We start from the raw sequence: 17,586 nt of genomic DNA, 5'->3' as shown, positions 1-17,586 counted from the left end.
ACATGCTCCTATTGGAGCCATGCAGTCGTCGTCAGCCCGCCGCCTTGTATTGAACCTTGCCGGCGTGCAGGAAGAACATCTTGTCGAAAAGCGACAGATCCAGCGGGTTTGGCAGACGAACGTCATCAAGATCGGGCAAGGGTTTCAGCGCCGGATCGTATGAACGGTCGATTTGCGAGATGAACACGATGATTACGCCCGTCTCACGCGCGAACGTCTTCAGCGCGCGGACCTGCGTCTCCAGTTCCGGCTTCTCCCGCTTCTGATCGAGTATTTGCAGATAGTCGACGACTGCCAGCGTGCCGCGTGGCGCCGAGGCCAGCTTATTTGCAATGTAGTCGGCACTTATGGCGTCGGAACTGTCGAGTTCGAACAACTCCCTGAACTCGGCCTGATCCACGCCAATGATCCGGAAACGATCCAGAACGACCTTTTCGGTATCCTCGAGCGTGAAGAAGGCGCTGCGATTGCCCGATTTCATGGCTCCTACCGCGAGCTTGAGGCTCATCAGCGTCTTGCCCTGGCCGGGACGTGCGCCGACCAGCACCAGATCACCCGGTCTCAAGAGCGAGAAGAAATCATCGGGGGAAACGGCAGCCTGCGTCTTGGACGCAAGCAAGCTCCAACCTCCAAACCCCTCGCCAGCCGCGATGTGATCCAGTGCGGCGTGCAGGGGGATATTCTGCTGGCGCGACAAAAGCCGTGCCTTGCGCTTCAAATGATAAACAGGGGCGGAAAGCCTCATTGTAAACCTCCTATTGCGAGCAGTGACCGCAACCCCTCCTTATGCCAGGCGCTCAAACAGTCGGTTTGATGATCGACAGCCCCGCATCAAGTATACTTTCCCGGACGGAGGGGGGAGGCACGGGCCATGCCAGAATCGGATGATAGTCGAAATCCCACCGTCGGGAAATCGCGCGGACGTTCTTTTCGCAGACCTGAAGGCCGAGCCGAGCTCCACATGGCCGAGAGTTTTCGAAGAGAGACTGACAGATATGGCAGTCAAACCTCAAGTGCACCCTAAATGATGCCAAGCCTTTCCACCTCACCAAGACATAGCGAGTGGAGCTATGGTAGAAAACACTAAAGGACAAGTAAGGCGAGATACTTTTGACGGCAACCTGATAGTCTTCGTTTTCTGTCGTAATATCTCCAATTCTCCAAGGAACAATCGCCGATGAGAATTTTCATCATTCCATTCCTTGACGGAACGGGCTGGTTATAGGATACCGCTAGATATCCTGCACTTTGCGGGAAGCATGGAAAGCGGGTAATATGCCGCGGACTTTAAAAATGCTGGAGCGTAAGTGGCGCTTGTAAGAACGCTCGTCGCTTCAGAGCAGTGGCAAGGTAATCAGGCATGTATCGCGCCTTAACACGCGACATAGAAGTTGTCGTAGAGCCATTCTATCTGGAGGAGCAATCCGATCCGGACGACGATCGCTATGTTTGGGGATACCGCATCGTCATCTCCAATCATTCGAAGATGTCCGTCAAATTGGTGACGCGCTACTGGCACATCACCGATATGAACGGTATCGTGGATGAGGTGACGGGGCCAGGCGTTGTCGGCGAGCAGCCACATCTCAACCCCGGCGACACCTATGAATACTCATCGGGCTGCCCGCTGGACACGCCTTCAGGCATGATGTTCGGCCATTACCAGATGGAGACGGACGACGGGGAACAGTTCCATGTCAAGATCCCCGCCTTCTCTCTCGATACGCCCAATCTGCTGCGCACGCTGAACTGAGCTCCGTCAGGCCGCGTTTACCTCAGCCACTTCGAAGCGGTAGGTGGTCGAGCAGAACTCGCAGGTGACGGCTATTTCACCGTTCTCCTGGCTGGCCTCGATCTCCTCGGCCGAAAAACCCTGCAACACACCCTTCAGCTTGTCGCGCGAGCAGGAACAGCGGTCAAAAACCGCCTTCGGCTCATAGACCCGCACACCGCGCTCATGGAAGAGGCGGAACAGCAGGCGTTCGGTGCCGACAAGTGGATCCGTCAATTCATCGGCGTCGATGGTCTCCACGAGGCTGCGTGCTTCGGCCCAGGCGTCGTCCTCGACGTGATTGCCGATGAGCTCATCGCCGTCACCGCCATGCAGATCCGGCAGGCGCATGCGCTCCGGTGCCTCGGGCAGGAACTGCGCGATCAGACCGCCCGCCCGCCAGCGATGACGCGGCTTGCCGTTCTCATCACGGTCGAAGAGCTCTGCAGCACCAAGGCGTACACGCGTCGGGATTTGCTCCGACTGGCGGAAATAGGTGCCGGCAATGTCCTCGAGCGAAGCCCCATCGAGAGCAACGATGCCTTGATAGGGCTGGCTGTAGCGGCCCTGATCGATCGTAAAGGCAAGAACGCCCTTGCCGAGCAGCTGCTCCGGCTCGGTGCGGCCTTCGGCAACGGCCTTTGCCAGTGCCTCTTCGTTGAAGCGCGCATAGGCGCGGACATTTTCAGGCGTCGAAAAATCGGCGACCAGCAGGTCGACCGGGCCGTCGCCCTTCGTCTGTACGGTGAACTTGCCTTCGAACTTCAGCGACGTGCCGAGCAAGACCGTGAGAACGATAGCCTCGGCCAAAAGGCGGGCCACCGGCGTCGGATAATCATGCCGGGCAAGGATTGCATCCAACAACGGACCAAGCTGCACGGCACGGCCGCGCACATCGAGCCCTTCGACCTGGAAGGGCACAACGTGATCGTCACCGGCAAAATCGAACTGACCCAGCGAGGCTGCATTTTCGGCCATTGCTTTACTCCTACTGCGCCCGCGCTCTCAAACGCGGCTTCCTATCCTCAGATTGCGCCCAGGCACCAAGCAAGAATCGACTTTTGCGCATGAAGGCGGTTTTCCGCCTCATCGAAAACAACGGATTGCGGGCCATCGATCACCTCGTCCGTCACTTCCTCCCCACGGTGAGCGGGCAGGCAATGCATGAACAACGCGTCTTTGCCGGCCTGTGCCATCAAAGCCTTGTTGACCTGATAGGGCTGGAAGACGTTGTGACCGCGAGCCCGGTGTTCCTGATTCATGGAAACCCAGGTATCGGTTACCACGCAATCGACGCCGGCGACCGCACGGTCTGCATCATGCGAGAGCATGATTTCGGCGCCCTCGTTGCGGGCCCAGTTCAGATAGTGATCCTTCGGCTCGGAACCAAGGGGTACCGCCATGTTCATGCGATAGCCGAAACGCGCGGCGCCTTCGATCAGCGAATGCAGCACATTGTTGCCGTCGCCGGTCCAGGCAACGGTCTTGCCCTTGATCGGACCGCGATGTTCCTCGAAGGTCATGATATCGGCCATGATCTGGCAGGGATGCGTATCGTCGGTCAGCGCATTGATGACGGGAACCGTCGCATGCTCCGCCAGCTCCAGCAGGCGCGAATGATCGGTCGTGCGGATCATGATCGCATCGACATAGCGCGACAATACTTTCGCGGTGTCACCGATCGTCTCGGCGCGGCCGAGCTGCATCTCGGTTCCCGACAGGAACAGCGTCTCGCCGCCGAGCTGGCGCATGCCGACGTCGAAGGATACGCGTGTGCGGGTGGAAGGCTTCTCGAAGATCATCGCAAGCATCTTGCCGGCGAGCGGCTTGTCGGCCGTGCCGGCCTTCAGTGCCTGCTTTCGCACGATCGCATCATCGATGATGTTGCGCAGATCGGCGGCTGCTACGGCCGAGAGGTCGAGAAAGTGTTTCGGAGAAGCCATGTCCTTACCTGTACTCCAGAAAAAACAATAACGCCCGCGTGGGGCACGAACGCCCCGACTGCGGGCGCTGAATTCAAGCCGATTTCTTGACGCGAACGGCGCGCGCGCGCTCTGCGGCGCGCTCGATACGGGCAAGGCCTTCGCGCGCTTCCTCGGCGGTGACGATCAGCGGCGGCAACAGACGGATGACATTATCGCCAGCCGGGACACCAAGCAGATGTTCGGCGCGGATCGCCTGCAAGAGGTCCGCCTGCGGGATAGCCGCCTTGATGCCAAGCATGAGGCCTTCGCCACGAATATCCTCGATGATATCCGGGAAGCGATCCTTGAGCGAGGCGAGGCCCTGGCGGAAGACCAGTGCGATATCGCGCACATGTTCCAGGAAACCATCGGCCAGCACGATATCAAGCACCGCATTGCCGACTGCCATGGCCAGCGGATTGCCGCCATAGGTCGATCCGTGCGTGCCGGCCTTCATGCCGGAAGCCGCTTCGGCCGTTGCCAGGCATGCGCCGAGCGGAAAGCCGCCGCCGATACCCTTTGCGACCGCCATGATATCGGGCTTGATACCAGCCCATTCGTGGGCAAAGAGCTTGCCGGTACGACCAACGCCGGACTGCACCTCGTCGAGAACCAGCAGCAGGCCGTGCTCGTCGCAGATCTGGCGGAGACCACGCAGGAATTCATTGGTCGCCGGGCGGATACCACCCTCGCCCTGCACCGGCTCTATCAGGATAGCGCCCGTCGCCTCGGTAATGGCTGCGCGCACGGCATCGAGATCACCGAACGGTACCTGATCGAAGCCGGGAGCCTTCGGACCGAAGCCTTCGATATACTTTTCCTGGCCGCCGGCCGCGATCGTCGCGATGGTACGGCCATGGAAGGCACCTTCGAAGGTGATGATATGAAACTTCTCAGGATGCCCCTTGGCGAACTGATAGCGCCGCGCCGTCTTGATGGCGCATTCCAACGCTTCGGCACCCGAATTCGTAAAGAACACCTTGTCGGCGAAAGTGGCTTCCGTCAGCCGCTTCGACAGCTTTTCCTGACCAGGCACCTCGTAGAGGTTGGACAGATGCCAAACCTTGTCAGCCTGCGCCTTCAGCTCGGCGACAAGATGGGGATGAGCATGACCGAGCGAATTGACCGCCACGCCGGCTGCAAAATCGAGATAGCGTTCACCGCTTTCAGTGATCAACCATACGCCTTCGCCTCGCTCGAACCGCAGCGGAGCTCGCATGTAGGTATCATAAAGCGGCGCGGTCTCGGCCATGGCCATATCTCCTCGATCACAACTTTAAGGACCAATCGCTTCGTTTTTACGAAAGGGGTCCGAAAAAATCAAAAATGCCGCCTTGCGGCGGCCCGGTCACTATTGTTGTTTTGCACCGCGATGTCAACAAAACTGGCGCTTTAGCAGGTGCGAGAAAGTGCTTGCGCGCAAAAGGGATACGTTCGGTGCCGCATATTGCAGAAATGCCACGCCCGGACAGCAAGTTGGGGAAAACCTCGAAATCGATTCCTCAAGATTCCCGCGACTCTTGTCACGGAGTCTGCCTCACACTAGGTTAAAAACCAATTGCTAGACTGCATGCGGCGGAACTAGTCACCACAATTTTAGAGCGTTTCGTGCCTCGATCCCCATGCGAGGCAATGGTGAGGGATTCTGCCATCGGAAACGCGACAGCGGAGACAGGGCATGAATTGGACAGACGAACGCGTCGAGAAGCTGAAAAAGCTATGGTCCGAAGGGTTGAGCGCCAGCCAGATCGCGGCACAGCTCGGTGGCGTCAGCCGTAACGCCGTTATCGGCAAGGTGCATCGCTTGAACCTTCCCGGTCGAGCGAAGGCCGGCGGCACGACGGCGGCAGCTCGCACGCCGAAGCGCAACGCCACGGCACCGCGGGCTTCGAACTATCAGGCGCGCGTCGCAACCCGCACGGTTACCCGCCAGCAGGGCGCAACCATGTTGAAGGAAGAGATCGAGATCGATACGGTCAACGAGATCCAGTATCGTCCGGCCGCCAATGTGGTCGTTCCGATCTCCCGGCGTCTCGGCCTGACGGAACTGACGGAGCGCACCTGCAAGTGGCCGGTCGGCGATCCCCTGAAGGACGATTTCCACTTCTGCGGCAACGAGAGCCCGGATTCATCGCCCTACTGCACCTACCATCAGCGCCTGGCCTACCAGCCGGTGCATGAACGGCGCAGGCCAGCTCAGCCGCGCGGCTGAGACACTTCATCACTGAGATAAAGAAACGGGCCCTTTGGGGCCCGTTTTCTGTTTCCGCCGCGACTGCATAATTTCTTAAATCGGAACCGATTTAAGGGAAAATTATGCAGAATTCTAAGATGTTACAGCGACCTTAACGCGTCTTGAAAGACGCGTGGCGCTGTAATGTTGAGTGCCTGATCGGGTATTCCCGCTCAGGCCTCCATGGAGTAGCCCGCGCCGCGAACGGTGCGGATGACATCCTGCATATTGGAGAAGTTGAGCGCCTTGCGCAGGCGACCGACATGCACGTCGACCGTGCGTTCGTCGACATAGATATCATGCCCCCACACGCCGTCGAGCAGTTGCGAACGCGAGAAGACGCGGCCCGGCGAGGACATCAGGAATTCCAGAAGACGGAATTCGGTCGGTCCCAGCCGCACTTCGCGGCTCTTGCGGTGAACGCGGTGCGTCTCGCGGTCCAGCTCGATATCGCCACAACGCAACACCGTGGAGAGAACCTCCGGACGGGCGCGCCGCAGCATCGCCTTGACGCGAGCCATCAGCTCGGGTGTCGAGAACGGCTTGACGACGTAATCGTCCGCGCCAGTGGAAAGACCGCGCACGCGCTCGCTTTCCTCGCCGCGGGCCGTCAGCATGATGATCGGCAGGCGCTCCGTCTCCGGCCGCATGCGCAGCCGGCGGCAGAGCTCGATGCCGGATACACCGGGGAGCATCCAGTCGAGGATCAGAAGATCGGGAATGCGCTCCTGGAGACGCAACTCGGCTTCATCGCCTCTGAGGATCGTGTCGACCTCGAAGCCTTCGGCCTCGAGATTGTAGCGCAGCAGAACGCTGAGCGCTTCCTCGTCTTCTACAACAGCAACTCTCGGAACCATGCGCCTATGGTCTCCTTTCTTCGCTTTCGGATTATTCCGTCACTGCGCCGACGGTATTGGCGGTATCGTCCTTCGGGCGCTCGCCTTCGGGCTGAGCACCCGTCGCCATGTAATAGATCGTCTCGGCGATGTTGGTGGCATGGTCGCCGATGCGCTCGATGTTCTTGGCGCAGAAGAGAAGATGCGTGCAGGTGGTGATGTTGCGCGGATCTTCCATCATGTAGGTCAGCATCTCGCGGAAGAGCGAGGTGTACATCGCGTCGATTTCCTCGTCGCGTTCGCGGATCGACACGGCCTTGTCCGGCGAGCGGGTGGCGTAGACGTCGAGGACTTCCTTGAGCTGGCTCAGCGCCAATTCGGAAAGGTGCTCGATGCCACGAGCCAGGCGACGCGGAACGCCCGTACCCTGCACGGCGATGACGCGCTTGGCGGTGTTCTTGCCGAGGTCGCCGACGCGCTCCAGATCGGAAGCGATACGGATCGAACCCATGATCTCGCGCAGGTCGGCAGCCATCGGCTGACGACGGGCGATGGTGACGATGGCCTTGTCGCCGACTTCGCGCTCGGCATGATCGAGGATTACGTCGTCGGAGATGACCTTCTGCGCAAGACCAGTGTCGCTCTGGACCAGCGCCCGAACGCTGTCGCTGACCATTTGCTCGGCCAGGCCGCCCATTTCCGCAATACGGCGCGTCAGGAACTTCAGGTCTTCGTCATAGGCAGAGAGAATGTGAGTGGAGACCATTTTTCTATCCTCAAGGTGAACTGTGTGAAAGGAGCCGCGCGCACGGCATCATCAACCAAAACGGCCCATGATGTAATCCTGCGTGCGGAAATCGTCGGGATTGGTGAACATCTTATCGGTATCGTTCTCCTCGACCAGATGGCCGAGATGAAACATTGCGGTACGTTGCGACACGCGGGCTGCCTGCTGCATGGAATGCGTGACGATGACGATGGTGAAGTTTTCGCGCAGCTCGTGGATCAGATCCTCGACCTTGGCGGTGGCAATGGGATCGAGCGCCGAACAGGGCTCGTCCATCAGAATGACCTCCGGGCTGACCGCGACGGCACGGGCGATGCACAGGCGCTGCTGCTGACCGCCCGAGAGGCTCGTGCCGGCATCATGCAGCCGATCCTTCACCTCACCCCACAGACCGGCCTTCTGCAGGCTGGTTTCGACGATATGCTCGAGATCGGCTTTCGAGCGATGCAGACCATGGATGCGGGGGCCATAGGCTACGTTCTCATAGATCGACTTCGGGAACGGATTGGGCTTCTGGAAGACCATGCCGACCCGCGCGCGCAGCTCCACAACATCAATGTTGTTGTCGTAGACATCCTGATCGTCGAGCGTGATCTTGCCGGTGACGCGGCAGGTCTCGATCGTATCGTTCATGCGATTGAGGCAACGCAGGAAGGTGGATTTGCCGCAGCCCGAAGGACCGATCAACGCCGTAACCGTATTGGCGCGGATGTTCAGGTTGACGTCGAAGAGCGCACGCTTGTCGCCGTAGAAGACGGACACGTCCTGGCCGATCATCTTGTAGGGGATCGTCGTCATCTTCCTGGCCAATGCTCTTTCACTTGCGGCTTCCGTCATCATGTTCATTGGATCGCCCTCCCCTACCAGCGCCGTTCGAAGCGGCGGCGCAGCAGGATCACGCCGATATTCATCGCAACGAGGAAGAAGAGCAGGACGATGATCGCCCCGGAGGTTCGTTCGACGAACGCCCGTTCGGCTTCACTCGCCCACATGTAGATCTGCACCGGCAGCGCCGTCGAAGGATCGAGCGGCGATGCCGGGTAGTTGGCAACGAAGGCGACCATGCCGATCAGGAGCAGCGGCGCCGTCTCGCCGAGTGCATGCGCCAGTCCGAGGATGGTGCCCGTCAATATGCCGGGCATGGCGAGCGGCAGGACGTGATGGAAGACCATCTGCATGCGCGAGGCACCGAGGCCAAGCGCAGCGCTGCGGATCGAGGGCGGCACCGCTCGCAATGCCGAACGTGTGGCGATGATGATCATCGGCAACGTCATCAGGCTCAGCACTAGGCCGCCAACCAGCGAGGCCGAGCGCGGCAGGCCCATCATGTTGATGAAGACCGAAAGCCCGAGCAATCCGTAAACGATCGAGGGCACGGCCGCCAGATTGTTGATGTTGACCTCAATGAGGTCCGTCAGCCGGTTCTTCGGCGCGAATTCCTCCAGATAGATCGACGCAGCGACGCCAACGGGAAGCGCCAGAACCAGCACGGTCAGCATCAGATAGAGCGAGCCGATCAGTGCGACGCCGAGACCGGCAGCCTCAGGGCGGCTTGAGTTGCCCGACACAAACAGGCCGCTGTTGAAGGCTTCGTGCAGAGCGCCGCTCGCCGTCAGCTGCTTCATCCAGCCGAGCTGCCGGTCCGACACCTTGCGATCCTTCTCATCAACCGTCAGATCGATCTGTCCCTTGTTGGCGGAATCGATGTTGGCGCTCGCGAGGACGGTGAGGTTTTGCGTCGTTCCTACGATCGACGGATTGGCGGTAACCTTGTCGCGCAGCACGATCCTGGCGCCATCCGACACCATGGCGGTTGCCTCGCGCACGAGCGCCCGGTTGGATGGGTCGATATCAAGCGCTTTTACCAGGGCATCGCGGATCAGGACCGGATAGTTGGCGACCATCAGCACCTTCGGGTCGCTGGCGCGCTTGCCCGTGGGGTCGATGACCTTCTCGGTGAACTCGATCGGCAAGGTGATCGACGTCTGCACGAAGGCCGTATAGCCGTTTCGAACCACGGTCGACACAAGCGCCAAAAGGAAGACGAGGCCGAAGACGACAGCAGCGAGGCCATAGGCACGAAAGCGGCGTTCGGCGGCATAACGGCGCTTGATGCCGATATCGCGTCGCACAGGCGCGCCGGGCGCCAGTCCACGCGGGATATTTTGTGACGAGGAGGATACGACGCCGCTCATTCGTACTGCTCCCTGTAGCGGCGGACGATGTAGAGCGCGTAGACGTTCAGGCAGAGGGTCAGGCAGAACAGCGTTATGCCGAGCGCGAAGGCGACCAGGGTCTGCGGCGAGGTGAACTCCAGGTCGCCGGTCAGCTGATTGACGATCTTCACTGTCACCGTCGTCATGGGCTCGAAGGGATCGAGCTGCATGCGGGCGGCAACGCCTGCCGCCAGCACGACGATCATCGTTTCGCCAACCGCCCGTGATGCCGTCATCAGCAGCGCACCGACGATGCCCGGAAGTGCCGCAGGCAACAGGACGCGTTTCACCGTCTCGGATCGCGTGGCGCCCAGACCGAGCGAACCGTCACGCAGCGAGCGCGGCACGGCCATGATGATATCGTCCGACAGCGAGGAGACGTAAGGGATCAGCATGACCCCCATGACGAAGCCGGCGGTCAACACGCTCTGCGCCTCGATGAAGCTTCGATAGCTTCCCGTCATCAGACCATTGATCTCGGCCGAGATGTCCCTGAGGAAAGGTCCGACCGTGACGAGGGCAAAAAAGCCGTAGACGATGGTGGGAATGCCGGCCAGCACTTCCAGCATGGGTTTGGCAATGGAGCGCACACGGGTCGATGCATATTCCGCCATGTAGATTGCGGCGAACAATCCGATGGGCACGGCAAACAGCATGGCGACCAAGCCGATATAGATCGTGCCGGCCAGCAACGGGATCAGGCCGAAGGTGCCCGATGTCTGTGAGCCGGCACCGGTAAAGCGCGGATCCCAGACCGTGCCGAAAAAGAATTCGCTGGCGGGCACCATGCTGAAGAAACGGGCCGCTTCCGACAACATCGAAACGACAATGCCAACCGTCGTCAGCACCGCGATGGAGGATGCGACGATCAGGGCGCCGAGAATGACCTGCTCGACGCGGTTGCGGGCGCGAAAGCGCAAGGCGATGGCGCGCAGACCATGGATTGCACAAAGCAATGACAGCAGGATCGCCGATGCGGACATCACTGTCCGGCTGACCTCGCGCATGCCGTTATACTTGTTGGCGGCGTCGATCATATAGCCCGTCGGGCGAACCGCGAGCGGCACGCCCTTCTGCGCCAGAAGCAATTGCAGGTCGGCCGAGCCACCGTCGACGGCGGCGAGCTCCTGATCATCGAGAAGGCGCATGCCGTGGGCGATGCTGCGCACCATGCCGTAGCTGAGATTGAGCTCTGCCGCCGGGAGGCTCTTCACCTCCTCCGGAAACGACTTGATCACCAGCCGATCAATCACGATCGGGCTGACGATCAGCCAGACGCAGATGAGCGCCAGAGCCGGCAGGACCGCCCAGATCGCGGCATAGGCGCCATGATAGCCAAGCCGGGAATGCATCGACGAGGATCTGCCGTCCGACAGCGCAGCCGCTCTCACCCGCCCAAGCACGAAGGCAAGGGCGCCGATGACCGACAGGCTTAACAACAGCAGCGATACGCTCATTCCCATTCCCCGGCGAACGCCGGTGCGGATGCAACCCGCACCGACGCAGTCTCAATGCACTTACATGATCTTCCCGTTGGCGAAGTCCTTGCGGATCTGATCGCGCTCGCTATCCGGAGCAGGCACAAGGCCATATTCCGCCAGCGGGCTGTCCGGTCCGATCATCTGATCGCTCGTGAAGAAGTCGACATATTCCTTCAGGCCCGGGATGACGCCCAGATGTGCCTTCTTGACGTAGAAGAACAGCGGACGCGACACCGGATACGTGCCGTCCGCGATCGTCTGGCCCGACGGCACGATGCCGCTGACGGTGGCGACTTTCAGCTTGTCGGCATTGTTCTGGAAGAAGTAGAGGCCGAAAACGCCGATGCCGTGCTTGTTGGCATCGATGCGAGCCAGCGTCTCGGGGTAGTCGCCGTCGATATCGACGGCAACGCCATCCTTGCGCACGGCAACGCATTTCTTGGCCTGTTGGCCAGCATCTGAGACCGTCGCCTTGATGACGTCTGCCGCGCCGGAAGCCTTGCAGCCGGCGGCCAAAACCTTCTCTTCGAAGACTTCACGCGTGCCATGCTTCTCGCCCGGAATATAGGCCGCTATTTCGAAATCAGGCAGCGCCGGATTGATCTGCGACCACTTCTTGTAAGGGTTTGCAACCAGCTTGCCGTCAACCACCACCTCGGCGGCGAGCGCCTTGTAGAGATCGACAGGTTCGAACTTGATATCCGGATTGCTCTTGTCGAAGGCGAAGACGATGCCGTCATAGCCGATCTTGACCTGCTGGATATCTGCAACACCGGCAGCCTTGCAGGCCTCGACTTCGCTATCCTTGATCGGGCGCGATGAATTGGCGACATCGATGGAGTCCGTGCCCACGCCCTTGCAGAATTCCTTCAGTCCGGCGCCAGAACCACCCGACTCGACGACCGGCGTCTTGAAATTGGTAAAGGTCTCACCGAAGCTTTCAGCAACGATCTTCGCATACGGGAAAACAGTAGACGAGCCAGCGATTTGAATCTGATCGCGAGCCGCGGCGACACCAGCAAAAGCGGTCGACGCAACCATTGCAAGAATGAATAGTTTCAAAGCATTCATAATGAATCCCCCTGGCAAGCTTTGAAGAGCGCTGCGACGAATGCCACATCCGCCAGTTTCAGCATCTCTTTTCTACTGACCAAGCACCGCCCTTTTATGTCAGGCGAGTGAAACAATTATGACAAGCTATCCATTTGAAATACATGAGATAAAACACGCCAAAAACGGGCGATTCACAGAGCCTTTCAGAAACGGACCGTGAAGTCCGTTCCCTTGCCGACTTCCGACTTGACAATCAGCCTGGCGCGATGGCGCGTCAGAATGTGCTTGACGATGGCAAGCCCCAGGCCCGTACCCTTCTTGGAACGGCTGTCCTCAACGTTAACGCGATAGAAGCGCTCGGTCAGGCGAGGCACATGCTCCGCAGGTATCCCCGGACCCTTGTCCGAGATGATGACCTCGACTGCCTGGCCCGGCTCGTTCAGCAGCGAGACTTCGACTGACTTGCCCTCCTGGCCATATTTGCAGGCATTCTCGATGAGATTCTCAAAGACCTGCACCAGTTCATCCCGGTCACCCAGCACCTCGACCTTGCCAGAGGGGACATTCAGATTGATCGTCACATCGAGATCGCCGGCAAGCGGCAGCAACGAGTCCCGTACATGGCCGAGCAACGGCACGAGATCGACCTTCTGATCCGGTGCGAGATGCGATTTCAGCTCCAATCGGGATAGAGACAGAAGGTCGTCGACAAGCCGGCTCATGCGCGTGGTCTGATCGAACATGATGCCAAGGAAGCGCTGCTGCGCCTTGATATCCGATTTCGCCGGACCCTGGATGGTTTCGATGAAGCCGCGCAACGAGGCAAGCGGCGTGCGCAGCTCATGGCTGGCATTGGCAACGAAATCGGAGCGCATGCGATCGATATGCCGAAGCTCCGAAATATCGCGGAACGACAGCAGGAAAAAGGAGCCCAGCTCGGCGTCGGATGGCGGCAGGTCGACTGGCGCGATGCGCACGATATAGACGCGCTCGGAAGGCAGGCGCTCGGAATGCTCGATCTGGTTTGGCGTGTTGGTCGCGATCGTCTCGCGCACCATGTCGAGCAGGCCGGGGGAGCGCAGCTTCGACGAAATATGGGCTCCGATCGGAAAGGCGCCGAAGGCCTTTTCAACGGCGGTGTTCTGCACCAGCACCGATGCCTCGCGGTCGATGATCAGTACCGGAATGTCGAGCGCGGCCAAGCCTGCGAAGACGGTATTGAGCAGGACGCCCGAATCGGCCGGTTCACGCTCGGCCTGCGACGGCACGACTATCCGCTCCACCAGCGGCGGGCGGATCAGCGCGACGATGACCACGATAGCCCAGATCCAGAACACGGCGCCGGTATTGATGTTTTCCATGAGCGCGAGTGCGGCGATCAGCGTCGCCAAAATCAGGATGGCACTCTCCTGCCGCAGCCGTACTGCCAATTTCCTGACAAATGACCATTCGTCTTCCAACTGCGCCCGTCCCTTCGCCTGCCATCATGGAATGCTGGATTCCGCCTATTAGCCGGGATTCATGACAGAAGTATTCGGCTCCATCCACAGAAGCCGCCAACTCACAGCAATAAATATAGCCGGCAAATGAGGCGAACAGCAAAGGGGTTGAAACTATTGAATAAAAGCCCCAGTTTGCCTGAGGAGCTTTTTTGCCGCGTCAAAGCGGTGAGATTAACGGAACGTAAACAACCGAGGAGCCGGGGATATATGGGAGAGGAAGCCAAGAGCCGCGCGGTGAAGCTGGACATCCATGGCACCAAGCGCATGTTCGATGTCGATGACCCCGTGCTTCCAAGCTGGATCGACGACGAGGCGCTGACCTCGGGCGACTATCCCTACAAGAAGAAGCTCAAAGAAGAGGACTATCTGGAAGAGCTGAAAAAGCTGCAGATCGAACTCATCAAGGTGCAATTCTGGCTGCAGGCGACCGGAAAGCGGGTGATGGCCGTGTTTGAAGGGCGAGACGCGGCCGGCAAGGGCGGCTCGATTGCCGCAACGTCGGCGCATATGAACCCTCGCCTGGCGCGCGTCGTGGCATTGACCAAGCCGACGGACCGCGAAGCGGGACAATGGTACTTCCAACGTTATGTCGCGCAATTTCCAACGGCTGGCGAATTCGTTCTGTTCGATCGCTCATGGTACAACCGCGCCGGCGTCGAGCCGGTCATGGGCTTCTGCACGCCGAAACAATACGAGCAGTTCCTGAAGCAGGCGCCGCAGATGGAAAAGCTCATCGTCCAGGACGGCATCTACTTCTTCAAATTCTATCTCGATATCGGCAGAGAGATGCAATTGAAGCGTTTCCACGACCGGTGCCACGATCCCCGTGCCGTCTGGAAACTATCCTCCATGGATATCGCCGCCCTGCCGAAGTGGAAGGATTACGGCGAAAAGCGCGACCGGATGCTGAAGGATACGCACACCGATTATGCGCCATGGACCGTCGTGCGCGCCAATGACAAGCGTCGTGCCCGCCTGAACCTTATCCGCCACATCCTGCTGGCGCTCGATTATGACGGCAAGGACAAGAAGGCCATTGGCGAAATCGACGACAAGATCCTCGGCACGGGATCGGACTTTCTGAAATAGAAGCAGCAGCCCGGGCCTATTGCCCGGGCAGGACGCGGATGGCGTAGACGTTGACGCCGCGGGCCTTGCCGTCCAGATCGCTATTGATGATCAGACGGCCGGGGCGAGTCGGCGCTAGCGACCGATCGAAACGAACCTGGAACAACGCATCCGTCTTCTGACGGCTGACCGTGAAGCGGTGACGCCCACAGCTGCCAAGCGAACCGAAATCGCACTCCACGGTAATCTGCGTCGGCGCGTCGGAGGTCGATTGCAATGTGAGCGCGACCGTCGAAGGCTTGCCGGCCATCTGCTGCAGCACGGTGACCGGCACTTCGACGGAGGCATTGCCGTCAGAGCCGCTGCTAAGCGAGGTCAGCCGCACGGCCGGCCCTTCGTTCTCCGAGACATTCTCAGCCTTCGCCTGCGTGCCGGTCGTAACCTTCGAGGCTTCGGTCGGCTTCAGCACTTCGATCCACTCCTCGGAAAACCTGTTCTGCGGATCGATGGTCGCCAGCCCCGGATTGACCGGACCGCTATTGTCGTCATCCGCCGTGTCGTCGTCGGCATTATCACCGCTGAAGTCCTGCGAATCGACATGGGCCGGTGGATTGCGGACGCTCGTATCCCTTTGCGCCGCCGACATCAGCACGCCCGAGGTCTTGATCCACCAGGCGCCAACGCCAAGGAAGGCGAGCAGGATGCAAAAGACCAGCAGACGTGAGAAGAATTTGCGCGGCTTGCGGCGAACGGCAGCACGCTCCGGTTTGAAATTCATCGATCGGGCGTTTGCCGGCGCGGCTGCCGCTACCGGTCGCATGTCGCTATCGGCACCGAGATGATCGGCCGGACCTGCACGCATATCGCCGAAATCACCCGCCGATGCGGGAGGTTCGGAGGCCTCTGATTCCACGGGAGCGGCGGTGGGAGCGGAAAGGGGTGGATCGCGGGTTTCGCCGCTCACGCTCATGACCGGCTCTTGCCGCTGCACCGGCTGCTGGGGCACGGGTCGCGCTGCGCTCGGAGAGACATGCGGCGCGCCAAGCTCGGGCGAAACGGATAGGTTCTCCGCCGGGCGAGTGCGCTCCTGCGCCTCGATCTCACGGATCGTTTCCTCCAGCCGCTGACGCTGCGCGGAGACGACATTGATATCGGTAATATCCTGCTTGCGGAGGCCGGCTTCCAGAGCCTGCCGTGCCGATTGATAGATACGAGCCCGGATTTCCGGATTGGCGCGATCGGACCGGTCCAACGCGCTTCTGATAGCCGTTTCTAATCCGCTCACATCAGGTCCTTTACTCTCACTCGCAACATACCTGCAGACTCTACCGACAAGACGGCCAAGGTCTTTATCATTCGTTAACCGGATTCGGTAACGCCCTGTCCGTCAATACGCAAGCCTTCGACCAAAGCCACAGGCACTCGGGCGGGGATAAATGTCAAAGACGACACAATTGCGATGGCTGAATGGTGGTCCGGTAGGGATGGCTTTCGCGAAGGTTGTGCAGGGGCGCAGTTCGCTATTGTCTCTTTCCAGCCATGTGGACATCTGCTAATTCTTTGACGTTTTCGTAAACGTCAAAGAAAGGGATGATGTTCATGGCCCTCCCCTCAATCCTGACCGAGCGCCTGCGGTTGCCGGTCGTGGCCTCGCCGCTGTTCATCATCTCGCATCCGGCGCTGACGCTGGCACAGTGCAAGGCGGGTGTCGTCGGATCGTTTCCCGCCCTGAACGCGCGCCCTGAAAGCCAGCTCGACGAGTGGCTCGCCATGATCACCGAGGATCTTGCAGCCTATAATGCCGCAAATCCCGAGCGTCCGGCAGCTCCATTTGCGGTCAATCAGATCGTCCATACGTCAAACAAGCGGCTGGAACACGATCTGATGCTTTGCGTGAAATACAAGGTGCCGATCGTCATTTCCTCGCTCGGCGCCGTGCCCGAGGTCAATGCGGCCGTGCATTCCTATGGCGGCATCGTGCTGCACGACATCATCAACAACCGTCACGCCAATTCGGCGATCCGCAAAGGCGCCGACGGGCTGATTGCAGTGGCTGTCGGAGCCGGCGGCCATGCCGGCCAGCTCTCGCCCTTCGCGCTGGTCCAGGAAATCCGCGAATGGTTCGACGGCCCGCTGCTGCTCGCTGGCGCCATCGCCACCGGTGGCGCCGTTCTGGCAGCCCAGGCAGCCGGCGCCGACATGGCCTATATCGGCTCGCCCTTCATCGCAACGCAAGAAGCCCGCGCCGTCGACGCCTACAAGCAGGCGATCGTCGATGGCACTGCTGCCGATATCGTCTATTCCAACTATTTTACCGGCATCCACGGCAACTATCTGAAGCCCTCCATCGTTGCCGCCGGGCTCGATCCCGACAAGCTCCCGGAAGCCGATCCTTCCAAGATGGACTTCGAAGCCGCCACGACCGGCGTCAAGGCATGGAAGGATATCTGGGGCTCCGGCCAGGGTATCGGTGCAGTCAAAGCCATCCAGCCCGTCGCCGCGCTTGTCGATCGGCTGGAGGCGGAATATCGCCAGGCGCGGGCGCGGCTGGCGCTTTGAACAGGCTGAAAACGGGCTGTTCTCCCACAGACTTTTCGCTTTTTTACCAAATGGCGATTTGGACGCTTGAAATCTGGCCGCATAGACTGTATCAGCGCCATGCAAATCGCGGGGCC

At 59.9% G+C, this 17,586-nt stretch carries 16 protein-coding genes; 4 read left to right on the top strand and 12 right to left on the bottom strand.

All coding sequences use genetic code 11. The features are described 5' to 3' along the window. Positions 1-31: 31 nt before the first annotated feature. On the bottom strand, positions 32-745 hold the full coding sequence (locus ACQZ6F_RS23630; protein ID WP_449094298.1) for a DNA helicase: 714 nt from the start codon (positions 743-745) through the stop codon (positions 32-34). 615 nt (positions 746-1,360) lie between these two features. On the opposite strand from ACQZ6F_RS23630, the gene apaG reads away from it, so the two are divergent. After that, the gene (apaG, locus tag ACQZ6F_RS23625) at positions 1,361-1,753 is read left to right on the top strand and encodes a Co2+/Mg2+ efflux protein ApaG (RefSeq protein WP_077468627.1); all 393 of its coding nucleotides are present in this window, start codon (positions 1,361-1,363) and stop codon (positions 1,751-1,753) included. Between the two features lie 6 nt (positions 1,754-1,759). Here the strand turns inward: apaG and ACQZ6F_RS23620 are convergent, their stop codons facing one another. The 3 genes from ACQZ6F_RS23620 to ACQZ6F_RS23610 all read right to left on the bottom strand — a co-directional run bounded on the left by ACQZ6F_RS23620 (position 1,760) and on the right by ACQZ6F_RS23610 (position 4,987). Then, entirely contained in the window at positions 1,760-2,749 is a 990-nt protein-coding gene (locus ACQZ6F_RS23620; RefSeq protein WP_068397403.1) for an Hsp33 family molecular chaperone, read from the bottom strand. A gap of 47 nt (positions 2,750-2,796) precedes the next feature. Further along, the gene (argF, locus tag ACQZ6F_RS23615; RefSeq protein WP_068397404.1) at positions 2,797-3,714 is read right to left on the bottom strand and encodes an ornithine carbamoyltransferase; all 918 of its coding nucleotides are present in this window, start codon (positions 3,712-3,714) and stop codon (positions 2,797-2,799) included. 73 nt (positions 3,715-3,787) lie between these two features. Continuing rightward, positions 3,788-4,987 (bottom strand): aspartate aminotransferase family protein, encoded by a 1,200-nt coding sequence (locus ACQZ6F_RS23610; RefSeq protein ID WP_077468626.1) that lies wholly within the window; start codon positions 4,985-4,987, stop codon positions 3,788-3,790. A 426-nt stretch (positions 4,988-5,413) separates the two neighbouring features. On the opposite strand from ACQZ6F_RS23610, the gene ACQZ6F_RS23605 reads away from it, so the two are divergent. Continuing rightward, positions 5,414-5,947: a GcrA family cell cycle regulator gene (locus tag ACQZ6F_RS23605; protein WP_449094297.1), complete on the top strand. Its 534-nt coding sequence runs from the start codon at positions 5,414-5,416 to the stop codon at positions 5,945-5,947. Between the two features lie 194 nt (positions 5,948-6,141). Here ACQZ6F_RS23605 and phoB read toward each other — a convergent pair whose 3' ends face one another. From phoB to phoR, 7 genes are all read right to left on the bottom strand, one after another. After that, entirely contained in the window at positions 6,142-6,825 is a 684-nt protein-coding gene (phoB, locus tag ACQZ6F_RS23600) for a phosphate regulon transcriptional regulator PhoB (protein WP_004128368.1), read from the bottom strand. A gap of 31 nt (positions 6,826-6,856) precedes the next feature. Further along, positions 6,857-7,570, bottom strand: a complete 714-nt coding sequence (gene phoU, locus ACQZ6F_RS23595; protein WP_077468624.1) for a phosphate signaling complex protein PhoU — start codon at positions 7,568-7,570, stop codon at positions 6,857-6,859. Positions 7,571-7,621: 51 nt separating this feature from the next. After that, positions 7,622-8,437, bottom strand: a complete 816-nt coding sequence (gene pstB, locus ACQZ6F_RS23590) for a phosphate ABC transporter ATP-binding protein PstB (protein WP_077468623.1) — start codon at positions 8,435-8,437, stop codon at positions 7,622-7,624. Positions 8,438-8,451: 14 nt separating this feature from the next. Further along, on the bottom strand, positions 8,452-9,786 hold the full coding sequence (pstA, locus tag ACQZ6F_RS23585; RefSeq protein ID WP_449094296.1) for a phosphate ABC transporter permease PstA: 1,335 nt from the start codon (positions 9,784-9,786) through the stop codon (positions 8,452-8,454). Then, complete coding sequence (gene pstC / locus ACQZ6F_RS23580; protein ID WP_449094295.1) at positions 9,783-11,264, bottom strand: phosphate ABC transporter permease subunit PstC; 1,482 nt, start codon at positions 11,262-11,264, stop codon at positions 9,783-9,785. Before pstC ends, pstA begins: the two co-directional genes overlap by 4 nt. Positions 11,265-11,324: 60 nt before the next feature. After that, complete coding sequence (locus ACQZ6F_RS23575) at positions 11,325-12,359, bottom strand: substrate-binding domain-containing protein (RefSeq protein WP_077468620.1); 1,035 nt, start codon at positions 12,357-12,359, stop codon at positions 11,325-11,327. Between the two features lie 185 nt (positions 12,360-12,544). Continuing rightward, complete coding sequence (gene phoR / locus ACQZ6F_RS23570; RefSeq protein ID WP_246662508.1) at positions 12,545-13,771, bottom strand: phosphate regulon sensor histidine kinase PhoR; 1,227 nt, start codon at positions 13,769-13,771, stop codon at positions 12,545-12,547. A 279-nt stretch (positions 13,772-14,050) separates the two neighbouring features. Here phoR and ppk2 point away from each other — a divergent pair, with 279 nt between their 5' ends. Continuing rightward, positions 14,051-14,932 (top strand): polyphosphate kinase 2, encoded by an 882-nt coding sequence (ppk2, locus tag ACQZ6F_RS23565; protein WP_449094294.1) that lies wholly within the window; start codon positions 14,051-14,053, stop codon positions 14,930-14,932. A 16-nt stretch (positions 14,933-14,948) separates the two neighbouring features. Here ppk2 and ACQZ6F_RS23560 read toward each other — a convergent pair whose 3' ends face one another. Continuing rightward, a complete protein-coding gene (locus tag ACQZ6F_RS23560; RefSeq protein WP_449094293.1) occupies positions 14,949-16,196 on the bottom strand; it encodes a hypothetical protein in 1,248 nt (415 codons plus the stop codon). Between the two features lie 314 nt (positions 16,197-16,510). Here ACQZ6F_RS23560 and ACQZ6F_RS23555 point away from each other — a divergent pair, with 314 nt between their 5' ends. After that, positions 16,511-17,470: an NAD(P)H-dependent flavin oxidoreductase gene (locus tag ACQZ6F_RS23555; RefSeq protein ID WP_449094292.1), complete on the top strand. Its 960-nt coding sequence runs from the start codon at positions 16,511-16,513 to the stop codon at positions 17,468-17,470. Positions 17,471-17,586: the final 116 nt, after the last annotated feature.

The sequence above is a fragment of the Rhizobium sp. A22-96 genome, assembly GCF_053521805.1.
Note: the sequence above shows the minus strand (reverse complement) of the source record. Positions and strands in the feature narration are given on the sequence as shown.

What these genes read in the sequence shown, in the direction of transcription:
- ACQZ6F_RS23610 (WP_077468626.1), bottom strand. Translation starts at nt 4,987, where the DNA reads ATGGCCGAGACCGCGCCGCTTTATGATACCTACATGCGAGCTCCGCTG.
- ACQZ6F_RS23630 (WP_449094298.1), bottom strand. Translation starts at nt 745, where the DNA reads ATGAGGCTTTCCGCCCCTGTTTATCATTTGAAGCGCAAGGCACGGCTT.
- ACQZ6F_RS23575 (WP_077468620.1), bottom strand. Translation starts at nt 12,359, where the DNA reads ATGAATGCTTTGAAACTATTCATTCTTGCAATGGTTGCGTCGACCGCT.
- ACQZ6F_RS23555 (WP_449094292.1), top strand. Translation starts at nt 16,511, where the DNA reads ATGGCCCTCCCCTCAATCCTGACCGAGCGCCTGCGGTTGCCGGTCGTG.
- pstB (WP_077468623.1), bottom strand. Translation starts at nt 8,437, where the DNA reads ATGAACATGATGACGGAAGCCGCAAGTGAAAGAGCATTGGCCAGGAAG.
- ppk2 (WP_449094294.1), top strand. Translation starts at nt 14,051, where the DNA reads ATGGGAGAGGAAGCCAAGAGCCGCGCGGTGAAGCTGGACATCCATGGC.
- ACQZ6F_RS23620 (WP_068397403.1), bottom strand. Translation starts at nt 2,749, where the DNA reads ATGGCCGAAAATGCAGCCTCGCTGGGTCAGTTCGATTTTGCCGGTGAC.
- ACQZ6F_RS23605 (WP_449094297.1), top strand. Translation starts at nt 5,414, where the DNA reads ATGAATTGGACAGACGAACGCGTCGAGAAGCTGAAAAAGCTATGGTCC.
- pstC (WP_449094295.1), bottom strand. Translation starts at nt 11,264, where the DNA reads ATGAGCGTATCGCTGCTGTTGTTAAGCCTGTCGGTCATCGGCGCCCTT.
- apaG (WP_077468627.1), top strand. Translation starts at nt 1,361, where the DNA reads ATGTATCGCGCCTTAACACGCGACATAGAAGTTGTCGTAGAGCCATTC.
- phoB (WP_004128368.1), bottom strand. Translation starts at nt 6,825, where the DNA reads ATGGTTCCGAGAGTTGCTGTTGTAGAAGACGAGGAAGCGCTCAGCGTT.
- pstA (WP_449094296.1), bottom strand. Translation starts at nt 9,786, where the DNA reads ATGAGCGGCGTCGTATCCTCCTCGTCACAAAATATCCCGCGTGGACTG.
- argF (WP_068397404.1), bottom strand. Translation starts at nt 3,714, where the DNA reads ATGGCTTCTCCGAAACACTTTCTCGACCTCTCGGCCGTAGCAGCCGCC.
- phoU (WP_077468624.1), bottom strand. Translation starts at nt 7,570, where the DNA reads ATGGTCTCCACTCACATTCTCTCTGCCTATGACGAAGACCTGAAGTTC.